Genomic DNA, 19,902 nt, shown 5'->3' with positions numbered 1-19,902 from the left:
GCGCTACGCCACCTTCGGTGACTCGCACCACGCCTTCACGCTCATCCCACGCAAAATCATCAGCCACGCAATGACGATGGCGACCATCATGATGACAAATAACGACCAGTGCGGCAGGTTGGTCAGAATAATACCGGTGATCATCGGGTTTGCCGCCGCGCCGAGCCAGCCCAGCGCCTGAGCGGAGAAATAGCTTGCCTTCATTCCCGGCGGGGCAATGTTGTCGATCAGCATATATTCGCCCGGTGCATAGATAATCTCACCCAGGGTAAATATGGCGGCAGCGATGCCCCAGTAAACCAGGTTTTCTCCAGAGACCATAAATCCCCCCAGCCCCACGATAAAAAACAGGGTGGCGAGGGTCATCAGCGGGCGAATATTGCTGGCAGAGATCTTGCGGCCCAGCGCATATTGCAGCGTCACCACCACGGCGGCGTTGACGGGCAGTACCACGGCAACGACCTTCTGCGCAAAATCGCTATCGGCGTGGGCGGCCAGAACATACTGCGAAATGCAGCTGGCGAACGATCCGCCCACGTAAGAGGCGAGCAGGCCAGAGAGCGTATACCAGAACAGCGCGCGGTCTTTCAGCAGCACCGACGGCTGCCAGGGCATCTTCTCCTCGGCGGTATCCAGCGCAACGCTTTTCTGCACGAAGAAATGGATGAATCCGAGCGGCAGCGCGGCGCAGAAGGCCGCCAGCCAGAACGGCAGCTGCAGGCTGTACATCACCAGCAGGGTGCCAATCGGCGGCCCGATCGTCCAGCCAATGTTCAGGAAGCTGTAGTTAAGCGAGAAGACGCGCGCTTTCTGGCTCGTGGTGAGCACGTCGGAGAACCAGGCCTTCAGCACCGTCGAAAAGACGGAATAGGCGCAGTTGATCAGCGCAAAGAACAGCACCACCAGCGTGACGTTATCGACCAGCGGGATCGCGACAAATCCGGCGATGAAGGCCACGATCGCGATCAGCATGTAGCGCTTTTTATCAAACTTATCGGCAAGAATGCCAAATCCCAGGCTGAACACTACGCCGATGGTCAGCGCAATCGTCAGGGCATAACCAATATTCTCAACGCTCATGCTGTAGACGCGCGTGAGATAAATGGTCATAAACGGCAGCGTTGCCCCCCGACCAATGGTTAATAACAATGACGATGCCAGCAGCGCTGCGGTTGAGCGCCTGAGAGATGGTTTCATATTCCTGCCCGACAGTTGCTTATGCTTTTTATGTTGTGTCCTAAAAGGAGTATCACGACATAAGGGGCTTGTATAGCACCTGATTTATCCCTAAGTGCTTCAGCTGCCTGCCAGAATTAATGATCTTCTCGCCGCCCGCTTTTTTCTGTTACCTTGAACTGTTAACAAATAATTAATAATTCAGGGGCAGGGTATGACGCGTAAAGACGGACTGCTGGCGTTGCTGGTGGTCGTAGTATGGGGGCTGAATTTTGTGGTCATCAAGCTGGGGTTACACAACATGCCGCCGCTGATGCTGGCCGGTTTGCGTTTTCTGCTGGTCGCATTCCCGGCCATCTTCTTTGTGGCGCGTCCAAAGATCCCCTTTAATCTGCTGCTGGGCTACGGTCTGACCATCAGCTTCGGCCAGTTCGCGTTTCTCTTCTGCGCCATCAAGTTCGGTATGCCGGCCGGTCTGGCCTCGCTGGTCTTACAGGCGCAGGCGTTCTTTACCATTATTCTCGGCGCCTTCGTATTTGGTGAACGTCTGCAGGGCAAACAGCTGGCGGGCATTACGCTGGCGGTATTCGGCGTGCTGGTGCTCATTGAAGCCAGCCTGAATGGTCAGCATGTGGCGCTGATCGGCTTTATGCTGACGCTGGCGGCGGGGCTGAGCTGGGCCTGCGGGAATATCTTCAACAAGCTGATTATGCAGCACGAGGCGCGTCCGGCGGTGATGTCTCTGGTGGTCTGGAGCGCGCTGATCCCGATAATCCCGTTTCTGGCGGCGTCGTTTATTCTGGATGGTCCGGATGTGATGCTGAACAGTCTGGTTGAAATCGATCTGACCACAATCCTTTCTCTTGTCTATCTGGCCTTTGTCGCCACCATTGTGGGCTACGGGATCTGGGGATCGCTGCTGGGGCGCTATGAAACCTGGCGTGTTGCACCGTTATCCCTGCTGGTGCCGGTGGTGGGACTGGCCAGCGCAGCGATTTTGCTGGGTGAAACGCTAAGCGCGCTGCAGCTGTTTGGCGCCGTGCTGATCATGGCCGGGCTGTATATCAACGTGTTTGGTCTGCGGGTTCGTTGGGCGACGCGGGTAAGAAAGGCATAAAAAAAGCCCCGCGTCTGCGGGGCAAAAACGAATCAGAGGCCGTGCTGATTATAATAAGGCACGCCTAATTCGTCGGATTTGTCGCTACCAGCACCCATATGATTGAAATCATAAGGCGACTGGTCATGTGCGGACGGCAAAATTATCGTATCAGGATTATTTTGCTGCGTTGCACGAGGGGTTTGCTCCGCGAAGGTCTGGCTGGAGAACAGCACCAGCAAGGCGAGGGCGGCGGAGGCGGTAACTTTCATGATTTCCTCGGTTACGTCTTTACAGGCGATGATTAACTACAGTGTTTTAACGGATACAGGTAGCGGGATTCGCCCGGCACGCTGGTGATTCGGTACTTATGAGGCGGCACGTCAAAATAGTTCTTGAACGTACGCGTCAGGGTTTGCTGCGATTCAAATCCGTAACGCTCCGCCAGATAAAGGATCGGCTCATTGCTTTCTTTCAGTTTCTGGGCAATTTCCGTCAGCTTGCGGCTGCGAATGTATTGACCTAATGAATGACCGGTCTCTTTTTTGAACATCCGTTGCAGGTGCCATTTGGAGTAACCTGAACGCTCTGACACTTTTTCAAGGGAGAGCGGCGATTCCAGGTTATCTTCGATCCAGTCCAAAATGCTATGAATGGTGATAGCGTCAGTATTGCGTCTGGACATCGTCATACCTCTTTTTCTGTTTACGGCAGTATTTTCTTGAGCAAAAGCTCAAGGGTTGCCACTTCATCTGCCGTTAAGTTTTTTGTTAGTTCCTGATGCAGTGTTTGTCCTACTAATTGATGACATTGCTCGCACATGGCCGCGCCATCGCTGGTTAGCTTCACCAGTACGCCGCGTTTGTCATTCGGGTTAGGGCTTCGTTCTATCCATCCTTTGCAGACGAGACGATCGAGCATGCGGGTTAACGCGCCCAGATCGACAGAGAGCACCTTTTTCAGCTCAACCGGTGTAATACACACTTCGCAGCGAATGGAACACAGCACTTTGAACTGTGTTGCGGTGATATCCAGCGGTGACAGATAGTCATTGAGCAGGCGATCTTTTTTCTGATTTACCATATGAATAAGACGACCCAGCGGAACAACGTCGTTAAAGATATCACTGGTGCTTTTCACAATGGTTGCCCTGGCAAGTAGTTAGTCACGGCAGATATTATTGCTCAGGCAAGTATAAGTCAACTGAATGAGTCATCCGATGCCACGAATTGCTAAAACGTTTCATGAACTTTTTTTGAGGTCTTTCAAATCATATAGATAACTGTGAGTTATCTTTCCAGGACGGAAATAATCGTTGCGTTGCGCCCATGGCTCAATGTCACACTTTCACCCTATAATTGCTGTGTTAAATATGGATAAGGACGACAACGCACTATGTTGGATTTAATAAAAGCAATCAGCCTTGGGCTGGTGGTCTTGCTGCCGTTGGCTAACCCGTTAACGACGGTGGCGCTGTTCCTCGGGCTGGCAGGGAATATGAACAGCGCCGAGCGCAACCATCAGTCGATGATGGCCTCGGTGTATGTGTTTGCCATCATGATGGTGGCTTACTATGCCGGACAGGTGGTGATGAACACCTTCGGGATTTCCATCCCTGGCCTGCGTATCGCCGGGGGGCTGATTGTGGCCTTTATCGGTTTCCGCATGCTGTTCCCGGCGCAAAAAGCGCATGAGTCGCCGGAAGCGGCCAGCAAATCGGAAGAGCTGGAAACCGAACCGAGTGCGAATATCGCCTTTGTGCCGATTGCCATGCCGAGCACGGCGGGGCCGGGTACCATCGCGATGATCATCAGCTCCGCCTCGACGGTGCGTGACAGCGCAACCTTCCCGGACTGGGTGCTGACGGTTGCGCCACCGCTGATTTTTGCGATTATCGGGGTTATCGTGTGGGCGTCGCTGCGCAGTTCTGGCGCCATTATGCGCTGGGTAGGCAAGGGTGGTATCGAGGCGATTTCCCGGCTGATGGGCTTCTTACTGGTCTGTATGGGCGTGCAGTTTATTATTAACGGCGTGCTGGAAATTATTAAGACCTATCATTGATGTGATTGCCGGGTAAGGCGAAGCCGCCACCCGGCAAGAAGGCTCACCCGTGCTGACCCTGCTCTTCCAGCGCCACCGGCCATTTACGGAAGATGAGCACCGACCATATCAGCGCCACCAGAGCCGGAATGGCGCCAAGATAGCCAATCGCCGACATTGATACGTGCAGTATTACCTGATTTCCCACCAGCGCGCCCGCGCCAATCCCCAGATTGAAAATCCCTGAGAACAGCGACATGGCGACGTCCGTTGCATCCGGTGCCAGGGCCAGGACCTTCACCTGCATGCCCAGACCAATAATCATGATCGCCACGCCCCAGAACAGGCTGAGGATCGCCAGATGGCTTTCACTGCCTGCGGCAGGCATCAGCAGCAGCAGGCAGGCCAGCAGCAGACCGATAGCGCAGCTCACCAGCGTCGACGCATGCCGGTTACCCAGCTTACCGAACAGCACGCTGCCAATAATGCCCGCTCCGCCGAGGATCAACAGCAGGACGGTGGCAAAGCTGGCGCTAAAGCCCGCTACCACCTGCACAAAAGGTTCAATGTAGCTGTACGCCGTGTAATGGGCCGTCACCACAATGACGGTAAGCAGGTAGATACCCAGCAGCGCCGGGCGACGCATCAGCAGCGGCAGGCTTTTCAGCGAGCCGGAATGCTCGCTGGGCAGCGCGGGCAGCAGCTTAATCAGGCATACCAGCGTAACCAGTGCGCCCATACCGATGGCGAAGAACGTCGTACGCCAGCCGAAGTATTGCCCCACGATGCGGCCAATCGGCAGACCCAGGACCATCGCCAGTGCGGTACCGGTGGCAATCAGGCTCAGCGCCTGGGCGCGTTTCCCTGCCGGAGCGAGACGAATAGCCAGCGACGCGGTGATCGACCAGAACACCGCATGGGCAAAGGCAATGCCGATGCGGCTAATGACCAGCACCGTAAAATTCCACGCCATAAACGACAGGACATGGCTGGCGATGAACAGCACAAACAGACCGATCAGCAGCCTGCGCCGCTCCATCTGGCTGGTCAGCAGCATAAACGGCAGGGACATCAGCGCCACTACCCAGGCGTAGATGGTCAACATAATGCCCACCTGCGCCGTCTCCATCTGGAAACTTTCAGCGATGTCAGACAACAGCCCAACCGGAACAAATTCTGTGGTATTAAAAATAAACGCGGCAATAGCCAGCGTGACCACGCGTAGCCACGCAACCCTGCGGGAAACTGTGTTCGTTGTCATAGGGATGTCGGAGATTCGTTGCTGAAAAGAAGAGGAGACGATCTTAAAACGTTGAACGGCGAAAACTCAACCATTATGTGACGCAGATCTCAATATTTACCTTATGAAAGCGGTAGCCGGGAACGCCGTTTTCATTGAATATAAAAGAACAACACAATAAAAACAGGCGGTAAGACAATGCAGGAGATTGATTTTTATCTGGTAGATGCGTTCAGCGATACCTCATTTGGCGGCAATCCGGCCGCCGTTTGCCCGCTCAAGGAATGGTTACCCGATGAGACCTTGCTGAAAATGGCGCAGCAGCATAATCAGTCGGAGACGGCTTTTTTCGTCTGCAGTAAAGGGGGCATTGAGCTACGCTGGTTTACCACGCTTACCGAAGTCAATCTCTGCGGCCACGCTACGCTTGCGGCCGCGCACGTGCTGTTTACCGAGCTGGATTACCCGGATTCGCGGATCCACTTTGATACCGCCTCTGGCCGCCTGACGGTCAGCCGGGAGGGGGAGTGGATGACGCTGGATTTCCCGGCATGTCCAACCCATCAGGAGACACCCCCGCCGGAGATGCTCTCGGCGCTGGGTATCAGCCGCTACGTTGAAGCCCGTAAAGGGCGCGCCTGGCTGATCGTTCTGGAGAATCGCCAGCAGGTTGAAGCGCTTGCGCCACGCTTCTCGGCGATGACGCCAGGCGAGCATAAGGTGAGCGTTACGGCGCGCGGTGAGGGGGAATATGATTTTGTCAGCCGATTTTTCTCACCGGGCGTTTCCGTCCCGGAAGATCCGGTCACCGGCTCCGCGCACACCATGCTGATCCCTTACTGGAGCGAAAAGCTGGGCAAAACCACGATGTTTGCCCGTCAGGTTTCAGCGCGCGGCGGCGACGTACGCTGCGAGCTGAAAGGTTCGCGCGTGCTGATGAGCGGGCAGGCCACGCTTTATCTGAAAGGCACAGTTTTTCTGCGCTAAAAACCCATAACAAGAGAGGAAGAGACAATGCAGGAAATTGATTTTTATCTGGTGGATGCCTTCAGCGATAAAACCTTTGGCGGCAACGCCGCAGCGGTATGTCCTCTGGAAGAGTGGCTGCCGGACGAGACGCTGCTCAAAATGGCACAGCAGCATAACCAGTCTGAGACCGCCTTTTTCGTGCGCACCGACGGTGGGTTTGAGCTGCGCTGGTTTACCACGCTGGATGAAATTAACCTCTGCGGTCACGCTACGCTTGCCGCATCGCACGTCATTTTCGAATACCTTGATTACCCGCATACCGAAATCATCTTCACCACGCGCTTTGTCGGCGAGCTGACCGTCAAACGCAGCGGCGACTGGCTGACGCTGAACTTCCCCGCGTGGTCGACGGAGGTTGTCGAGAACCCACCTGCGCTGCTGTTTAGCGCGCTGGGCATCACCGCGGCAAAAGAGGTGCGCGTCGGACGCGATTACATGGTGGTGCTGGAGAGCCAGCAGCAGGTTGAAGCGTTAACGCCGGATATTGGGGCCATGCTTCCGCTGGATAAAATGGTCTGCGTGACGGCCCCGGGAGAAGAGTATGACTTCGTCAGCCGCTTCTTCTGTCCGGGCGAAGGGGTGCCGGAAGATCCGGTCACCGGATCCGCCCACAGCATGCTGATCCCTTACTGGAGCGAAAAGCTGGGCAAAACGTCACTCAATGCCCGCCAGGTGTCATACCGTGGCGGGGATCTGCGCTGCGAGCTGAAGGGCGACCGCGTGCTGATTGGCGGCCAGGCTACCCTGTATCTGAAAGGGCGAATCTTCCTGCGCTAGCCGAGTGACGCGCTATAAGTTAATACTATGAACCACCCCGGCAGGCCTGAGCTATGTTGATATAAAAACAGCAAGGAGCCTGCCATGTATTCCATTACCTCTGAATCTGCACGTCATCCGGACATTCTCAACCTGATCGCGGCGCTTGACCGCTACCAGAGCGAGCTCTATCCCGCCGAAAGCAATCATCTTCTCGACCTGTCCGCGCTGCCGGAAGCCTCGCTGATCCTGATGGTCATTCGTGACCAGCAGCTGCACGCCGTGGGCTGCGGCGCCATCGTGCTCAACGGCGACGGAACGGGGGAGATGAAGCGGGTCTATATCGATCCGGCCCATCGCGGGCAGCATCTGGGTGAAACGCTGCTGGCCGCCCTGGAAGATGAGGCCCTGAGCCGTCATTGCCACACGGTAAGGCTGGAGACGGGCATCAAACAGCGCGCCGCGGTTCGCCTGTACGAGCAGTGCGGGTATGATTTGCGGCCGGCGTTTGCCCCGTACGCTGACGATCCGCTCAGCCTGTTTATGGAGAAGGCGCTGGTTGAAGACGTTCGTTTAGCAGCGCTATAAACGCTTCCAGCTGGCGGGTCATCGCCCCGCGCCGCCACACCAGCCAGGTTGTAAGCCAGCGCCAGTTTTCCGCCAGCGGCCAGGCTTCAACCTGATGATGTCCCGGCATACTCTCCAGCATCGAGCGCGGCATCAGCGCGATGCCCGCGCCCGCAATGACGCAGGCGAGCATGCCGTGGTAGGACTCCATCTCATGAATGCGGCCGGGGGTCGCTCTGTCCGCATGAAACCAGCTTTCCAGATGTCGACGGTACGAGCAGTTCGCGCGAAAGGCGTAAACGTCGTTACCGCTGACCTGCGTAGCGCGGGCGACCTCCGCGTGCCCGGCAGGCGTGACCAGCATCATCTCTTCCCGGTAGACCGGCATGCCCTCCAGCTCCGGGTGCGACAGCGGCCCGTCGACAAAGGCGGCGCTTAAGGTGCCCTCCAGTACGCCATCAATCATCGTCCCGGAAGGCCCGGTAGAAAGGGCAAACTGAATGCGCGGATAGCGCTGGTTAAACTGCGCCAGCGTTTCGGGAATGCGTACGGCGGCGGTGCTTTCCAGCGCGCCGAGGGCAAATAACCCCTGCGGCTCATCACCCGCGACGACCATGCGCGCTTCATCCACCAGGGCGAGGATCTGCCTGCTGTAGCGCAGGAAGTTATGCCCGGCGGGGGATAAGCGCAAACGCTGGTTCTCACGAATAAACAGCTCAACGCCAAGATCGGCTTCCAGCTGGCGGATGCGGGTGGTCAGGTTAGACGGCACGCGATGCACCTTCTGCGCCGCTTGGGTGATGCTGCCCGTCAGCGCGACGGCGTTAAACATTTCAAGCTGGGTTAAGTCCATAGCATTCTCGTTTCGTGAATAAGGTGGTTAGTATTATTCATTTTTAAGAAATAGCAGAGTGAGCCACAATCAATCAACCGAAATGCGTGGAGAACATCATGAAATATTCATCTGCTACACATGCCCTGTCCGTTAACCCGGCAACGGGGGAAACCCTCGGTGCCTTCGCCTGGGCGACGCCGGAAGAGGTTGAACGCGCGATTTATCAGTCAGACGCGGGGTATCGCCAGTGGCGACGCGAAAGCGTGTCCCATCGGGCGCAGAAGCTGCGGGATCTCGGCGCCGCGCTGCGAAATCGCGCGGAAGAGATGGCGCAGACCATCTCCCGTGAAATGGGGAAACCCATCCTGCAGGCGCGGGCTGAAGTGGCAAAATCCGCCGGTCTGTGCGACTGGTATGCCGAGCATGGCCCGGCGATGCTGCGTGCGGAACCCACGCTGGTGGAAAACCACAACGCTGTTATTGAATACCGTCCGCTGGGGCCGATTCTCGCGGTAATGCCCTGGAACTTCCCGCTCTGGCAGGTGCTGCGCGGCGCGGTGCCGATCCTGCTGGCAGGTAACAGCTATCTGCTTAAGCATGCGCCAAACGTGCTCGGCTCTGCGGATCTTATTGGGCAGATCTTTGCGGATGCCGGTTTCCCTGAAGGCGTATTCGGCTGGGTGAACGCCACCAATGACGGCGTAAGCCAGGCGATTAACGATCGCCGTATTGCGGCGGTGACCGTCACCGGCAGCGTGCGTGCCGGTGCGGCCATTGGCGCGCAGGCAGGAGCCGCGCTGAAAAAATGCGTTCTTGAGCTGGGTGGCTCCGACCCGTTTATCGTTCTCAACGATGCCGATCTGGATCTAGCTGTGAAGGCGGCGGTGGCGGGTCGCTATCAGAATACCGGACAGGTGTGCGCGGCGGCCAAACGCTTCATTGTGGAAGCGGGGATTGCAGACACCTTTACCCGCCGCTTCGTCGACGCCGTCGCCGCGTTAAAGATGGGCGCGCCGGAAGAAGAAGAGAACTACCTGGGCCCGATGGCGCGTTTTGACCTGCGCGATGAGCTGCATCAGCAGGTGCAGGCCACCCTGGCCGAAGGGGCAACGCTGCTGCTGGGCGGAGAGAAAATCAGCGGAGAGGGCAATTACTACGCGCCAACCGTGCTGACCAACGTCACCCCGTCGATGACGGCGTTCCGCCAGGAACTGTTTGGTCCGGTCGCGACCGTTACGGTAGCAAAAGACGCGGAGCACGCCCTGACGCTTGCCAACGACAGCGACTTTGGCCTGTCCGCTACCGTCTTCACCGCTGACGCAGCGCTGGCGGATAAATTCTCCCGCGAACTGGAGTGCGGCGGGGTGTTTATCAACGGCTTTAGCGCCAGCGACGCGCGCGTGGCCTTCGGCGGCGTGAAGAAAAGCGGCTTTGGCCGCGAGCTTTCCCACTTTGGGCTGCACGAGTTCTGCAACGTTCAGACGGTCTGGAAGGATCGCGTGTAATTTATCGCCCGCCTGTGATTTCGGCCCTCATCAGGAGGGCCGTTGTCATTTATCTGCAATGGTTCTGTCATTTTCATTTCGTAGACTCGCACGCGTCTAACGCCTTGTTAATGAAGATAATTATGAACATAACGCAAATTTTTCGCCGTATTGCGCAGCGTCTCACCCCTCGTCACTTTGGCCTGCTGACGGGTATCTTTTGCATTATTGGCCTTTTCTCCGCGCTGCAGCTCTCCTCCTCATTCCTGCTTAACGCTTCCCTGAACGACGCCCAGCGCAACGAGCAGCAAAACCTTCTCGCCTGGCAGCAGCAGAGCAAGCTGGATCTGGCCCGTGTTTCCCTGCTGGCGGCAAGCGACCTGCTCAACCGGTCCGGCGTCTGGTTTATGCAGGATAAAGAGACCGGCTCCGACGGAAGCTGGCACAGCCTGATGGATGATGCGCAAAAGGCGCTGGCGGTTTCTCAGCAGGCGTGGAAGGCCTGGCTGGCGCTGAATCCGCCGAAAGACGACGCCCTGGTGAACAGCTATCAGCTTTTTTACGGCGCGATCAACGAGCAGGCTGAAGGTTTGATTAAGACCAACACCATCGACGCGTTTTTTGCCGTACCGGCTCAGGCGTTTCAGTCTGATTTTAACGACAACTATGCGCGCTATCAGCAGGCAAGCGAGAAGCAGGCCATGCAGGGGCGTCAGAGCTTAATGGCGCAGCTCACCGGCCTGCAAACGTTGTTCCTGTTTGCGCCGGTGCTGTTGCTTGCCATCGCGGCTGTCGTCTGGTTCGGCATGTCCAGATGGGTGATTACGCCGCTACGTCGGTTGATAGCGCATATTAACCGGCTGGCGGCAGGGGATCTCTCCGGCACCCCGCCGAACGTCATGCGCTTTAACCGGGAGATAGGTCAGCTTAGCGACAGCATTGCGACTATGCAGCACGGTCTGCAGCAGCTGGTGACGCAGGTCAGCCATGCCACCGCAACGATGGTGGAGAACATTGACTCCCTTGCGCAGGGTAACCAGAAGCTGTATCAGCAGTCAGCGCGCCAGGCAAAAGAGCTTGAGGATGTGACGGCGCATATTGCGGCGCTGGAAAGCCATGTGGAAGGGAATACCGGCTATGCCAGGCTCGCCAGCTCGCGGGCCGATGAGGCGCGTCAGGCGGCCGTGGGCGGCGACCGAATGATGTCTACCGTGAATGCGTCTATGCAGGCGATCGTCGACCGATCTTCTGAGATGCGCGGGATCGTGGCGATGATCGACAGCGTGGCGTTTCAGACCAACATCCTGGCGCTGAATGCCGCCATCGAGGCGGCCCATGCCGGAAACCAGGGGCGCGGCTTTGCCGTCGTCGCCAGGGAAGTCGGGCTTTTGGCCAGAAAAAGCAGCCACTCGACGCAGACCATTCAGGAGCTGATCAACCGTTCGCTGCGGGGCATTGAAGACGGTTCCCGTGCCGTTAACCTGATGGAAGAGAATCTGCAGCAGGTCACCGGTCTGGTGGGGAATTTAAGCAGTTTGCTTAATGAGATCTCAACCGCCACGCTCAGCCAGGGAGACAGTATTCACCAGATGACGCGCCAGCTTCAGGCGTTGAATCAGGTCTCCCGTCAGACGGACCTGCTGGTCTCAGACGCCTCGGATGCCTCTGAGCGGCTGCAAAAGCAATCCGATCTTTTATTGCAGGCCGTTTCGCGTTTTCGTCTTAGCGCCTGACGCAATACATAAGCCTCTGTTATACTCGCAGCCCGTTTTAGCCTGAGGGCAAGGAGCAAAGTGTGGCTGCGGTCATCCATAATGAGATGTTGGACGAGATTCTGGCGCAGGTTCGTCCGTTAATTGGAAAGGGGAAGGTTGCCGACTATATTCCGGCCCTTGCCTCGGTGAGCGGGAATAAGCTGGGGATTGCTATCTGTACCATCGACGGACAGCGATACCAGGCAGGCGATGCGACTGAGCGTTTTTCCATTCAGTCCATTTCGAAAGTGCTGAGTCTGGTTGCGGCGATGCGCCAGTATGAAGAAGAAGAGATCTGGCAGCGTGTCGGTAAAGATCCTTCCGGCCAGCCTTTTAACTCGCTGCTTCAGCTCGAGATTGAACAGGGTAAACCGCGAAATCCCTTTATCAATGCCGGGGCGCTGGTGGTCTGCGATATGCTGCAAAGCCGCCTCAGCGCACCGCGTCAGCGAATGCTGGAGATTGTTCGCCAGCTCTCTGGCGTTGACGATATTGCCTATGATGCGGTGGTGGCACGCTCGGAGTTTGAACACTCCGCCCGTAACGCGGCTATCGCGTGGCTGATGAAATCCTTCGGTAATTTCCACAACGACGTGGCGACCGTGCTGCAAAACTACTTCCATTACTGCGCCCTGAAAATGAGCTGCGTTGAGCTGGCCCAGACGTTCCTGTTCCTTGCGCACCAGGGGCACGCGCCGCATCTCGATCAGGAGGTGGTTTCTCCGCTTCAGGCCCGGCAGGTTAACGCGCTGATGGCCACCAGCGGGATGTATCAAAACGCCGGTGAGTTTGCCTGGCGCGTTGGGCTTCCTGCTAAATCGGGCGTCGGCGGCGGGGTCGTGGCGATTGTGCCGCATGAAATGGCGATAGCCGTCTGGAGCCCGGAACTGGATGAAACGGGAAATTCCCTTGCCGGCGTGGCGGTTCTGGAGAAACTGACCCAGCGTCTGGGACGTTCCGTATACTGATGTCCGATCTGGATCCTCTCTTTTCCCGCCTGGCGCGATCGACATTTCGCTCGCGCTTTCGCTTAGGCGATAAGGAAAGACAGTACTGCTGGGACAAAGGCCCTGAAACCATTGATCGGCACGCCGGGGATTTTGTCGAAAAGCGCCTTGCGCCCGCGCACCCCGCCAACGACGGTAAACAGACGCCCATGCGCGGTCACCCGGTATTTATCGCCCAGCATGCCACCGCAACCTGTTGCCGGGGCTGTCTGGCAAAATGGCATAACATTCCACAGGGCGTAACGCTCACGGCGCAGCAACAAAATTATATCGTCAGCGTCATCCACCACTGGCTGGTGCTGCAGATGAACGCCTAAATTTGACGAGTTATACTCCCGTGGTATTTGTGTTATAGATGCATCCCAAGTTAGTCCCGATCATGCTGACGACCGCAATAATTGCCATAAGCTTTCATATGGAATGATATTTAATGCGTTCTGCTCTTACCGCTTTCAGGCCGTTCCAGGTTGACACGCCGCTGCGAAATGCAGCGACGATCTTCATCCTTACAACCTTATTCTATTTTGTGGGCGCGGAATTACGGCTCGTTGAGGCCCTGTCGCTGTTCTGGCCGCTGAACGGCGTCATGGCAGGGATTTTCGCCCGCTATGTTTACCTGAATCGCCTGCATTACTATGCGGTATGTTATGTCGCGATGCTGTTGTACGACGCGGTGACGACCAACTGGGGTATGGCCTCCGTGGTGATCAACCTGTCAAACATGATCTTTATCGTCGTCGTCGCCGTGCTGGTTCAGCGCGACAAGCGGCTGATGAAGAAAACCCCCGATCCGCTTAACGCATTACGCCTGTTTAACTACTGTCTGATTGCCGCGCTGCTTTGCGCCTTGCTCGGCGCTGTAGGGTCGGTCGGGATTGACAGTCATACCTTCTGGCCGCTGTTTGCCGACTGGTTTAGCGAGCAGTTCTCAACCGGCGTGCTTGTTGTGCCCTGTATGCTCACGTTACGCATGCCCGGGCGTGAGCTCAGGCTACGTCTGGAGCAGCTGCTGCCGGTGATTGCGCTGATCGTCTCGGTGATCGCGTCGGTGGTGATTGGCGGAGCGGGGAGCCTCTCGTTTCCTCTGCCTGCGCTTATCTGGTGTGCGGTTCGTTACTCGTTGCCTGCGACCTGTCTGCTGACGTTTATCACGGGCGCCACTGAAATTATTCTGGTCGCCAACTCGATTATTAATATTGCCGTGGCGACGCCGTTTACGACGCCAATGATGTTTTCAGCCCGGCTGGGGATCGCCACGATGGCGATCTGTCCGGTGATGGTTTCCGTCAGCATGGCGGCGATTAATTCCCTGATCCGCCAGGTTTCACTGAGGGCGGATTATGACTTTTTAACGCACGTCTACTCGCGTTCCGGGCTTTATGAGGCGTTAAAGCATGAAGAGACGCACCGGCATACGCGTTTTCTGACCGTCATGCTGCTGGATATTGATTATTTCAAGAGCATTAATGATAACTACGGCCACGAGTGCGGAGATCGCGTGCTGGCGTCGTTTGCCCGACAGGTTCAGCAGGTCGTCGGTGAAGACGGCATGGTGGCGCGCATGGGCGGGGAAGAGTTCGCCGTGGTGGTCAATTCAGGCGACGCGCAGCATGGTTTTGAACTGGCTGAACGTATCCGATCCACCGTTGCCAGTCATCCTTTTACATGGTGTCACCAGACGCTCTATCTGACGGTCAGCATTGGCCTCGGCAGCGGAAAGGCTGAGTCCTGGCAGCTGACCGAGGTCTTCAACAAGCTCATGGCCGAAGCGGACGATCATCTCTATCGTTCCAAAAAAGCGGGTCGAAACCGTACCAGCGCCCGGGTGGCGGACGAGCAGATTGCCGCGCCCTCCGGGAGTGAAACATAGCTGCGTTAATCGTCATAAGGCATTGACGTGAATAGTAAGCGGCTTAACAGGACGTCAGAACACTGACAATGTCTCTGTTTAAGCTACGCTTTTAGTAACGCTTTACGTCAGGAGACATTATGAAAGCACCTGCAACCCCTGAAAATGAAACAGACAGACTCAACTCGCTACGAGAATCAGGTCTGCTTGAGATCGACAGCTCCCCGGCGTTTGACCGCTTAACGCGTCTGGCAAAACGCTTCTTCCAGGTGCCGCTGGCGATGGTCAATCTCATTGATGAGCATTCGCTGATCGTTAAGTCGGCCGACGGTCAGGCACCCGGAAGCGTTCCGCGTAATATCTCATTTTGCGGGCATACGATCCTCACCGAAGCGCCGCTGGTGGTGGGGGATATGCTTCAGGACGATCGCTTTGCGGATAACCCGCTGGTGGCCGGTGAGCCTCGCGTGCGGTTTTACGCGGGCTTCCCGCTGCGCCTGCGCGACGGCGCAAGCGTTGGCTCGCTGTGCCTGATTGATTACGCTCCACGCGAGTTTTCTGCCGCCGACCTCGCCGTGCTGGGGGACCTTGGCGCGCTGGCAGAGGATGAATTTGCTGCCATCAGCGCGGCGACCACGGATGAATTAACCGGGTTATTCAACCGTCGGGGCTTTAATCAGCTCGTGCGGTTCACGCTTTCCGTTGCCCGACGTCGCGCTGAGCCGCTCACGCTCGGCTGGCTGGATTTGGATCGCTTTAAGGAAATTAACGATCGCTTCGGGCATGAAGAGGGGGATAAGGCGCTGAAAGCGATGGCGCAGCTGATGCGCGCCTCTTTCCGTGAGGCGGATCTGCTGGTGCGTTTTGGCGGGGACGAGTTCGCCGTGCTGTTCGCGGATACGGATGAGCAGGGCGCCTGGATTGCCATGCAGTATCTTGCCGAGCAGGTAGAAAACTATAACGCCCGCAAGCTACATCCCTGGTCTCTCCATTTCTCGTGGGGGCTCAGTGAATTCGATCATAACGGCAACGACCTGCAGCAGTGGTTAAAAGATGCCGATGAAAAGATGTATGCCATGAAACAGCAGCGCCAGCGCGCCCGGTAACATAACAAAAGCGTATGTCCGATCCGTTTGCGTTAAGAAGATGTTAAATGCACAGTGACGGTATTCAACGTAAGGAAAAACAATGAATACCTCACTGCAAATTAAAAACCTCACCCGAGACGACATTCTCACCCATCTTGATGCGCTGGCCGCGATCCTCGAAAACTGTGTGAGCGGCGGGGCATCCGTCAGCTTTATACTTCCCTTTAGTCTGGATAAGGCTCGTTCGTTCTGGCGCGGCATCGCTGAAAGCGTAGGGCGCAACGAGCGCCTCGTGCTGGCCAGTATCGACCCGCAGGACGGCGTCATCGGAACGGTGCAGCTGATCGTCGACCAGCCGGAAAACCAGCCGCATCGCGCCGATGTGGCGAAGCTGCTGGTTCACGAGAAAGCGCGCCGGAAAGGTGCCGCGATGGCCTTGATGGAAGCGCTTGAAGCGGAGGCGCGGGCCAGAGATATTTCGGTTCTGGTGCTCGATACCTCCACCGGCAGCGGCGCCGAGACGTTCTACCAGCGCGCCGGCTGGCAAAAGGTGGGGGAGATCCCGCGCTATGCCCTGATGCCGGACGGCGCCATGACGGCCACCTCCGTGTTCTATAAGTTCTTATGATTATTTTGTACAACTACACCGTGGATTGATCAAAACAGGGTTTTTGGTCGTTAAGTTTTGATAAGTTATCGTACCAATCTTATCAGGCTGTATGACTAATCATAAAAGGAACCCTCTTGTGAACACGCTCAACCGTCGTGATTTTCCCGGTGCTCAATACCCGGAACGCATTATTCAGTTTGGTGAAGGCAACTTCCTGCGTGCGTTTGTCGACTGGCAAATTGACCTGCTAAATGAACATACCGATCTTAACGCCGGAGTGGTTATCGTTCGTCCTATTCAGAGCGACTTCCCGCCGTCGCTGAACACTCAGGATGGTCTCTATACCACAATCATTCGCGGCCTGAACGGGCAGGGCGAAGCGGTGAGCGAGAGCCGTCTAATCCGCTCGGTTAACCGGGAGATCGACGTCTACGGCCAGTATGATGCGTTCCTGAAACTGGCGCACAATCCGGACATGCGCTTTGTTTTCTCGAACACCACCGAAGCGGGTATCAGCTACCACGCGGGGGACAGATTCGACGATGCCCCTGCGGTGAGCTACCCGGCGAAGCTAACTCGACTGCTGTTTGAGCGTTATAGCCACTTCAACGGTGCAGCGGATAAAGGCTTGATCATCATTCCGTGCGAGCTGATTGATTACAACGGTGACGCATTGCGCGAACTCGTCCTGCGCTATGCCCGGGAGTGGGCCCTGCCTGCGGCCTTTATTCAGTGGCTAAATGACGCCAACAGCTTCTGCTCTACGCTGGTCGACCGTATCGTGACCGGTTACCCGCGCGACGAAGCGGCCACGCTGGAGGCTGAACTGGGTTATCACGATGGGTTCCTGGATACGGCTGAACATTTCTATCTGTTCGTTATCCAGGGGCCGGCATCCCTTGCTCAGGAACTCCGTCTGGATAAGTACCCGTTAAACGTGCTGATTGTCGACGACATCAGGCCCTACAAAGAGCGCAAAGTCGCTATCCTGAACGGCGCGCATACGGCGCTGGTGCCGGTGGCATTCCAGGCCGGGCTGGATACGGTGGGCGAGGCGATGAATGATGCAGAGATCTGCGCGTTTGTCGAAAAAGCGATTTATCAGGAGATTATTCCTGTCCTCGATCTGCCGCGTGACGAGCTGGAATCTTTCGCCAGCGCGGTAACTGGGCGTTTTCGCAACCCTTACATCAGACACCAGCTGCTCTCCATCGCGCTCAACGGCATGACAAAATACCGTACCCGCATCCTGCCGCAGCTGCTGGCAGGGCAGAAGGCAAGCGGACAATTGCCAGCGCGTCTGACGTTTGCGCTGGCTGGATTGATAGCGTTTTATCACGGGGAGCGTAACGGGGAAAACTACCCGGTACAGGATGATGCATTCTGGCTGGAACGTTATCAGCAGCTGTGGGCACAGCATCGCGACCAGCAGTTGAGCACCCGTGAGCTGGTGCAATCTGTGCTGAGCGTGAGCGAGCACTGGGAACAGGATCTCACGCAGGTCTCCGGACTTGTCGACCAGGTCACACTGGATCTTGACGCCATTCTCCTGAAGGGAATGCGCGCAGCGGTGAAACCCCTGTGCTAATGACGTCACCCGGCTTCGGCCGGGTTTAATTACATCTTAATTTAGTTACAACATACTATTTGCTCTTTTTTTAAAACCACATGCAGCACCGTGCGGTTATCGCTAAACAGGTCATAAAATTCAATGTTCCGTTAACATGCTTGCAACCGTGAGGGGGATCACGTTTAATAGTCACGCTCTTTTCCTGCTTGAAACTCACTATGATTGTTCGTCCTAAACAGCACTGGCTACAACTGATTTTTGTCTGGCACGGTTCGGTACTGCCTAAGATCTATACCCGATTGCTGCTCAACTTCCTGCTTTCTATCGCCGTTATCCTGATGCTGCCGTGGTATACCTCGCTGGGCATCAAATTTACCGTGGCGCCATTTAGCATTCTCGGCGTGGCGATCGCTATCTTTCTCGGTTTCAGAAACAACGCCTGTTATTCACGCTACGTTGAGGCTCGCCTGCTGTGGGGGCAGCTGATGATAGCGGCACGCTCGCTGTTTCGCGAGGTAAAAAACACCTTGCCTGACGATAAGCATCTGGGGGAATTTGTTCGCCTGCAGATAGCTTTTGCCAACTGTCTGCGTATGACCCTGCGCCGGGAGCTGAACGCCGAAAAGCTCTCTCGCTATCTTGCTTCGGATGATTTACGCCACGTGATGAGCGCCAACTCGCCGGCGAACCGTATTTTACTGATCATGGGGGAGTGGCTGGCCGTGCGGCGGCGAAACGGCCAGCTTTCAGACATCCTGTTCCACAGCCTGAACAACCGTCTGAACGATATGTCCATCGTCCTTTCCGGATGCGAGCGTATTGCGACAACGCCGGTACCGTTTGCCTATACGCTGATTTTGCACCGCACGGTATATCTGTTCTGCATCATGCTGCCGTTCGCGCTGGTTGTGGATCTGCACTACATGACGCCCTTTGTCTCGGCGCTGATCTCCTACACCTTTATCTCGCTGGACACCCTGGCGGAAGAGCTGGAAGACCCGTTCGGCACAGAAGATAACGATCTGCCCCTGGACGCCATCTGCAACATGATGGAACGCGATCTGCTGCAGATGAACGATGAAGAGAACATTCCGGAAAGGCTGATGCCGGATAAGCATTATCAGCTGACCTGACGGGCGTTCCACTCGTCGCGGGTGATTTCCCACAGTTCAGAATCCAGCATGCCGCTGACGTAGGCTTTTTGTTCCGTTCTGATAAGCCGCATGCCGCTACTGTCTGAAATACGCCGGGAGCGGCTGTTGGCGGCGGCTTTCGGCGCGCGCAATACGGGTTTGTTTAGGGTATTAAACCAGAAATCAGTCGCGACAATGCTGGCCTCGCGCATGTATCCCTGGCCCTGAAACTCCGGGGCCAACCAGAATCCACGGTTGTTATCTTCGACGTCATACAAACAGATAATACCCATCAACTCATCCGGAACCTCGCGACGACGGATGCTCCAGAACCAGGCGATCCCTTTTGCCATATCCGGCAGCGCCACGTTGTTGACATAGTTCTCTGCGCCGTTGTCCGGGTAGGGCCAGGGCACAGAAGAGACCATATAGCGGACAATCTCCCAGCGCGGATAAAGCTTTTGTATCTGGGCCGCATCTTCAGCAACCAGAGGTTTTAGCAGTAAGCGTTCTGTCGTGAGCGTCGGTATCGTCATCCGCTGATCTCCATATTTAAGCGTTATGCTTTTGTTTGTGTTCTGGTATTTTCATCTCTATCACATTCAGTTGAGGCGCGCTGGGTTTATTACCTACCAGAAATGGACATCATTTCTTTAATGGCGAAATAT

At 56.2% G+C, this 19,902-nt stretch carries 21 protein-coding genes; 14 read left to right on the top strand and 7 right to left on the bottom strand.

What is annotated here, in order from left to right; all coding sequences use genetic code 11:
* Positions 1–3: 3 nt before the first annotated feature.
* Positions 4–1,197, bottom strand: coding sequence for an efflux MFS transporter YdeE (gene ydeE, locus ACMWLG_RS07595; protein ID WP_045354945.1), 1,194 nt, complete (start codon positions 1,195–1,197; stop codon positions 4–6).
* A 193-nt stretch (positions 1,198–1,390) separates the two neighbouring features.
* Here ydeE and eamA point away from each other — a divergent pair, with 193 nt between their 5' ends.
* Positions 1,391–2,293: an O-acetylserine/cysteine exporter gene (gene eamA, locus ACMWLG_RS07590; RefSeq protein WP_045399261.1), complete on the top strand. Its 903-nt coding sequence runs from the start codon at positions 1,391–1,393 to the stop codon at positions 2,291–2,293.
* A 32-nt stretch (positions 2,294–2,325) separates the two neighbouring features.
* Here the strand turns inward: eamA and marB are convergent, their stop codons facing one another.
* The 3 genes from marB to marR are packed head-to-tail and all read right to left on the bottom strand — an operon-like array spanning position 2,326 to position 3,412.
* Entirely contained in the window at positions 2,326–2,544 is a 219-nt protein-coding gene (gene marB / locus ACMWLG_RS07585) for a multiple antibiotic resistance protein MarB (protein WP_023311774.1), read from the bottom strand.
* 32 nt (positions 2,545–2,576) lie between these two features.
* Complete coding sequence (gene marA / locus ACMWLG_RS07580) at positions 2,577–2,957, bottom strand: MDR efflux pump AcrAB transcriptional activator MarA (protein WP_008502237.1); 381 nt, start codon at positions 2,955–2,957, stop codon at positions 2,577–2,579.
* Positions 2,958–2,977: 20 nt separating this feature from the next.
* Positions 2,978–3,412, bottom strand: coding sequence for a multiple antibiotic resistance transcriptional regulator MarR (gene marR / locus ACMWLG_RS07575; protein ID WP_008502236.1), 435 nt, complete (start codon positions 3,410–3,412; stop codon positions 2,978–2,980).
* 255 nt (positions 3,413–3,667) lie between these two features.
* On the opposite strand from marR, the gene ACMWLG_RS07570 reads away from it, so the two are divergent.
* A complete protein-coding gene (locus ACMWLG_RS07570; RefSeq protein WP_023311775.1) occupies positions 3,668–4,333 on the top strand; it encodes a MarC family NAAT transporter in 666 nt (221 codons plus the stop codon).
* Positions 4,334–4,376: 43 nt separating this feature from the next.
* Here ACMWLG_RS07570 and ACMWLG_RS07565 read toward each other — a convergent pair whose 3' ends face one another.
* On the bottom strand, positions 4,377–5,573 hold the full coding sequence (locus ACMWLG_RS07565; RefSeq protein ID WP_045399264.1) for a sugar transporter: 1,197 nt from the start codon (positions 5,571–5,573) through the stop codon (positions 4,377–4,379).
* A gap of 177 nt (positions 5,574–5,750) precedes the next feature.
* Between ACMWLG_RS07565 and ACMWLG_RS07560 the strand changes: the two genes are divergently transcribed.
* The 3 genes from ACMWLG_RS07560 (at position 5,751) to ACMWLG_RS07550 (ending at position 7,925) form a co-directional block, all read left to right on the top strand.
* Positions 5,751–6,539 carry a PhzF family phenazine biosynthesis protein gene (locus ACMWLG_RS07560; RefSeq protein ID WP_039262486.1) on the top strand — a complete coding sequence of 263 codons (789 nt, stop codon included), beginning with the start codon at positions 5,751–5,753 and terminating at the stop codon, positions 6,537–6,539.
* 27 nt (positions 6,540–6,566) lie between these two features.
* Entirely contained in the window at positions 6,567–7,358 is a 792-nt protein-coding gene (locus ACMWLG_RS07555) for a PhzF family phenazine biosynthesis protein (RefSeq protein ID WP_045399271.1), read from the top strand.
* 84 nt (positions 7,359–7,442) lie between these two features.
* On the top strand, positions 7,443–7,925 hold the full coding sequence (locus tag ACMWLG_RS07550; protein WP_029741250.1) for a GNAT family N-acetyltransferase: 483 nt from the start codon (positions 7,443–7,445) through the stop codon (positions 7,923–7,925).
* On the opposite strand, the gene ptrR is transcribed toward ACMWLG_RS07550, so the two are convergent.
* Positions 7,879–8,757 (bottom strand): putrescine utilization regulator PtrR, encoded by an 879-nt coding sequence (gene ptrR / locus ACMWLG_RS07545; RefSeq protein WP_045399275.1) that lies wholly within the window; start codon positions 8,755–8,757, stop codon positions 7,879–7,881. The genes ACMWLG_RS07550 and ptrR overlap by 47 nt on opposite strands.
* Positions 8,758–8,855: 98 nt before the next feature.
* Here ptrR and sad point away from each other — a divergent pair, with 98 nt between their 5' ends.
* The 9 genes from sad to ACMWLG_RS07500 all read left to right on the top strand — a co-directional run bounded on the left by sad (position 8,856) and on the right by ACMWLG_RS07500 (position 19,234).
* A complete protein-coding gene (gene sad, locus ACMWLG_RS07540; protein ID WP_045399278.1) occupies positions 8,856–10,244 on the top strand; it encodes a succinate-semialdehyde dehydrogenase in 1,389 nt (462 codons plus the stop codon).
* Positions 10,245–10,366: 122 nt separating this feature from the next.
* Positions 10,367–11,956, top strand: coding sequence for a methyl-accepting chemotaxis protein (locus tag ACMWLG_RS07535; RefSeq protein ID WP_045399282.1), 1,590 nt, complete (start codon positions 10,367–10,369; stop codon positions 11,954–11,956).
* A gap of 62 nt (positions 11,957–12,018) precedes the next feature.
* The gene (glsB, locus tag ACMWLG_RS07530; protein WP_023311792.1) at positions 12,019–12,945 is read left to right on the top strand and encodes a glutaminase B; all 927 of its coding nucleotides are present in this window, start codon (positions 12,019–12,021) and stop codon (positions 12,943–12,945) included.
* Positions 12,945–13,301, top strand: a complete 357-nt coding sequence (locus ACMWLG_RS07525; RefSeq protein WP_045399285.1) for a DUF4186 domain-containing protein — start codon at positions 12,945–12,947, stop codon at positions 13,299–13,301. Before glsB ends, ACMWLG_RS07525 begins: the two co-directional genes overlap by 1 nt.
* 113 nt (positions 13,302–13,414) lie before the next feature.
* Positions 13,415–14,854 (top strand): GGDEF domain-containing protein, encoded by a 1,440-nt coding sequence (locus ACMWLG_RS07520; RefSeq protein ID WP_045399287.1) that lies wholly within the window; start codon positions 13,415–13,417, stop codon positions 14,852–14,854.
* Positions 14,855–14,973: 119 nt separating this feature from the next.
* Positions 14,974–15,939 (top strand): sensor domain-containing diguanylate cyclase, encoded by a 966-nt coding sequence (locus tag ACMWLG_RS07515; RefSeq protein WP_023311795.1) that lies wholly within the window; start codon positions 14,974–14,976, stop codon positions 15,937–15,939.
* 82 nt (positions 15,940–16,021) lie between these two features.
* On the top strand, positions 16,022–16,549 hold the full coding sequence (locus ACMWLG_RS07510) for a GNAT family N-acetyltransferase (RefSeq protein WP_045399290.1): 528 nt from the start codon (positions 16,022–16,024) through the stop codon (positions 16,547–16,549).
* A 118-nt stretch (positions 16,550–16,667) separates the two neighbouring features.
* Positions 16,668–18,119: a tagaturonate reductase gene (locus ACMWLG_RS07505; RefSeq protein ID WP_045399294.1), complete on the top strand. Its 1,452-nt coding sequence runs from the start codon at positions 16,668–16,670 to the stop codon at positions 18,117–18,119.
* A gap of 200 nt (positions 18,120–18,319) precedes the next feature.
* Positions 18,320–19,234: a bestrophin family protein gene (locus tag ACMWLG_RS07500; RefSeq protein WP_045399297.1), complete on the top strand. Its 915-nt coding sequence runs from the start codon at positions 18,320–18,322 to the stop codon at positions 19,232–19,234.
* Here the strand turns inward: ACMWLG_RS07500 and ACMWLG_RS07495 are convergent.
* Entirely contained in the window at positions 19,222–19,770 is a 549-nt protein-coding gene (locus ACMWLG_RS07495; RefSeq protein WP_045354973.1) for a GNAT family N-acetyltransferase, read from the bottom strand. The genes ACMWLG_RS07500 and ACMWLG_RS07495 overlap by 13 nt on opposite strands.
* Between the last annotated feature and the right edge of the window lie 132 nt (positions 19,771–19,902).

This window comes from Enterobacter sp. 01-M-02-SI-ECC (genome assembly GCF_047530595.1).
Classification (GTDB): Bacteria; Pseudomonadota; Gammaproteobacteria; order Enterobacterales; family Enterobacteriaceae; genus Enterobacter; species Enterobacter cloacae_M.
Note: the sequence above shows the minus strand (reverse complement) of the source record. Positions and strands in the feature narration are given on the sequence as shown.

Coding starts and splice junctions, on each gene's coding strand:
- ACMWLG_RS07500 (WP_045399297.1), top strand. CDS start 18,320: ATGATTGTTCGTCCTAAACAGCACTGGCTACAACTGATTTTTGTCTGG.
- sad (WP_045399278.1), top strand. CDS start 8,856: ATGAAATATTCATCTGCTACACATGCCCTGTCCGTTAACCCGGCAACG.
- ACMWLG_RS07515 (WP_023311795.1), top strand. CDS start 14,974: ATGAAAGCACCTGCAACCCCTGAAAATGAAACAGACAGACTCAACTCG.
- ptrR (WP_045399275.1), bottom strand. CDS start 8,757: ATGGACTTAACCCAGCTTGAAATGTTTAACGCCGTCGCGCTGACGGGC.
- ACMWLG_RS07550 (WP_029741250.1), top strand. CDS start 7,443: ATGTATTCCATTACCTCTGAATCTGCACGTCATCCGGACATTCTCAAC.
- ACMWLG_RS07560 (WP_039262486.1), top strand. CDS start 5,751: ATGCAGGAGATTGATTTTTATCTGGTAGATGCGTTCAGCGATACCTCA.
- ACMWLG_RS07535 (WP_045399282.1), top strand. CDS start 10,367: ATGAACATAACGCAAATTTTTCGCCGTATTGCGCAGCGTCTCACCCCT.
- ACMWLG_RS07555 (WP_045399271.1), top strand. CDS start 6,567: ATGCAGGAAATTGATTTTTATCTGGTGGATGCCTTCAGCGATAAAACC.
- ACMWLG_RS07520 (WP_045399287.1), top strand. CDS start 13,415: ATGCGTTCTGCTCTTACCGCTTTCAGGCCGTTCCAGGTTGACACGCCG.
- ACMWLG_RS07510 (WP_045399290.1), top strand. CDS start 16,022: ATGAATACCTCACTGCAAATTAAAAACCTCACCCGAGACGACATTCTC.
- marB (WP_023311774.1), bottom strand. CDS start 2,544: ATGAAAGTTACCGCCTCCGCCGCCCTCGCCTTGCTGGTGCTGTTCTCC.
- ACMWLG_RS07525 (WP_045399285.1), top strand. CDS start 12,945: ATGTCCGATCTGGATCCTCTCTTTTCCCGCCTGGCGCGATCGACATTT.
- marA (WP_008502237.1), bottom strand. CDS start 2,957: ATGTCCAGACGCAATACTGACGCTATCACCATTCATAGCATTTTGGAC.
- ACMWLG_RS07495 (WP_045354973.1), bottom strand. CDS start 19,770: ATGACGATACCGACGCTCACGACAGAACGCTTACTGCTAAAACCTCTG.
- eamA (WP_045399261.1), top strand. CDS start 1,391: ATGACGCGTAAAGACGGACTGCTGGCGTTGCTGGTGGTCGTAGTATGG.
- ydeE (WP_045354945.1), bottom strand. CDS start 1,197: ATGAAACCATCTCTCAGGCGCTCAACCGCAGCGCTGCTGGCATCGTCA.
- ACMWLG_RS07565 (WP_045399264.1), bottom strand. CDS start 5,573: ATGACAACGAACACAGTTTCCCGCAGGGTTGCGTGGCTACGCGTGGTC.
- ACMWLG_RS07570 (WP_023311775.1), top strand. CDS start 3,668: ATGTTGGATTTAATAAAAGCAATCAGCCTTGGGCTGGTGGTCTTGCTG.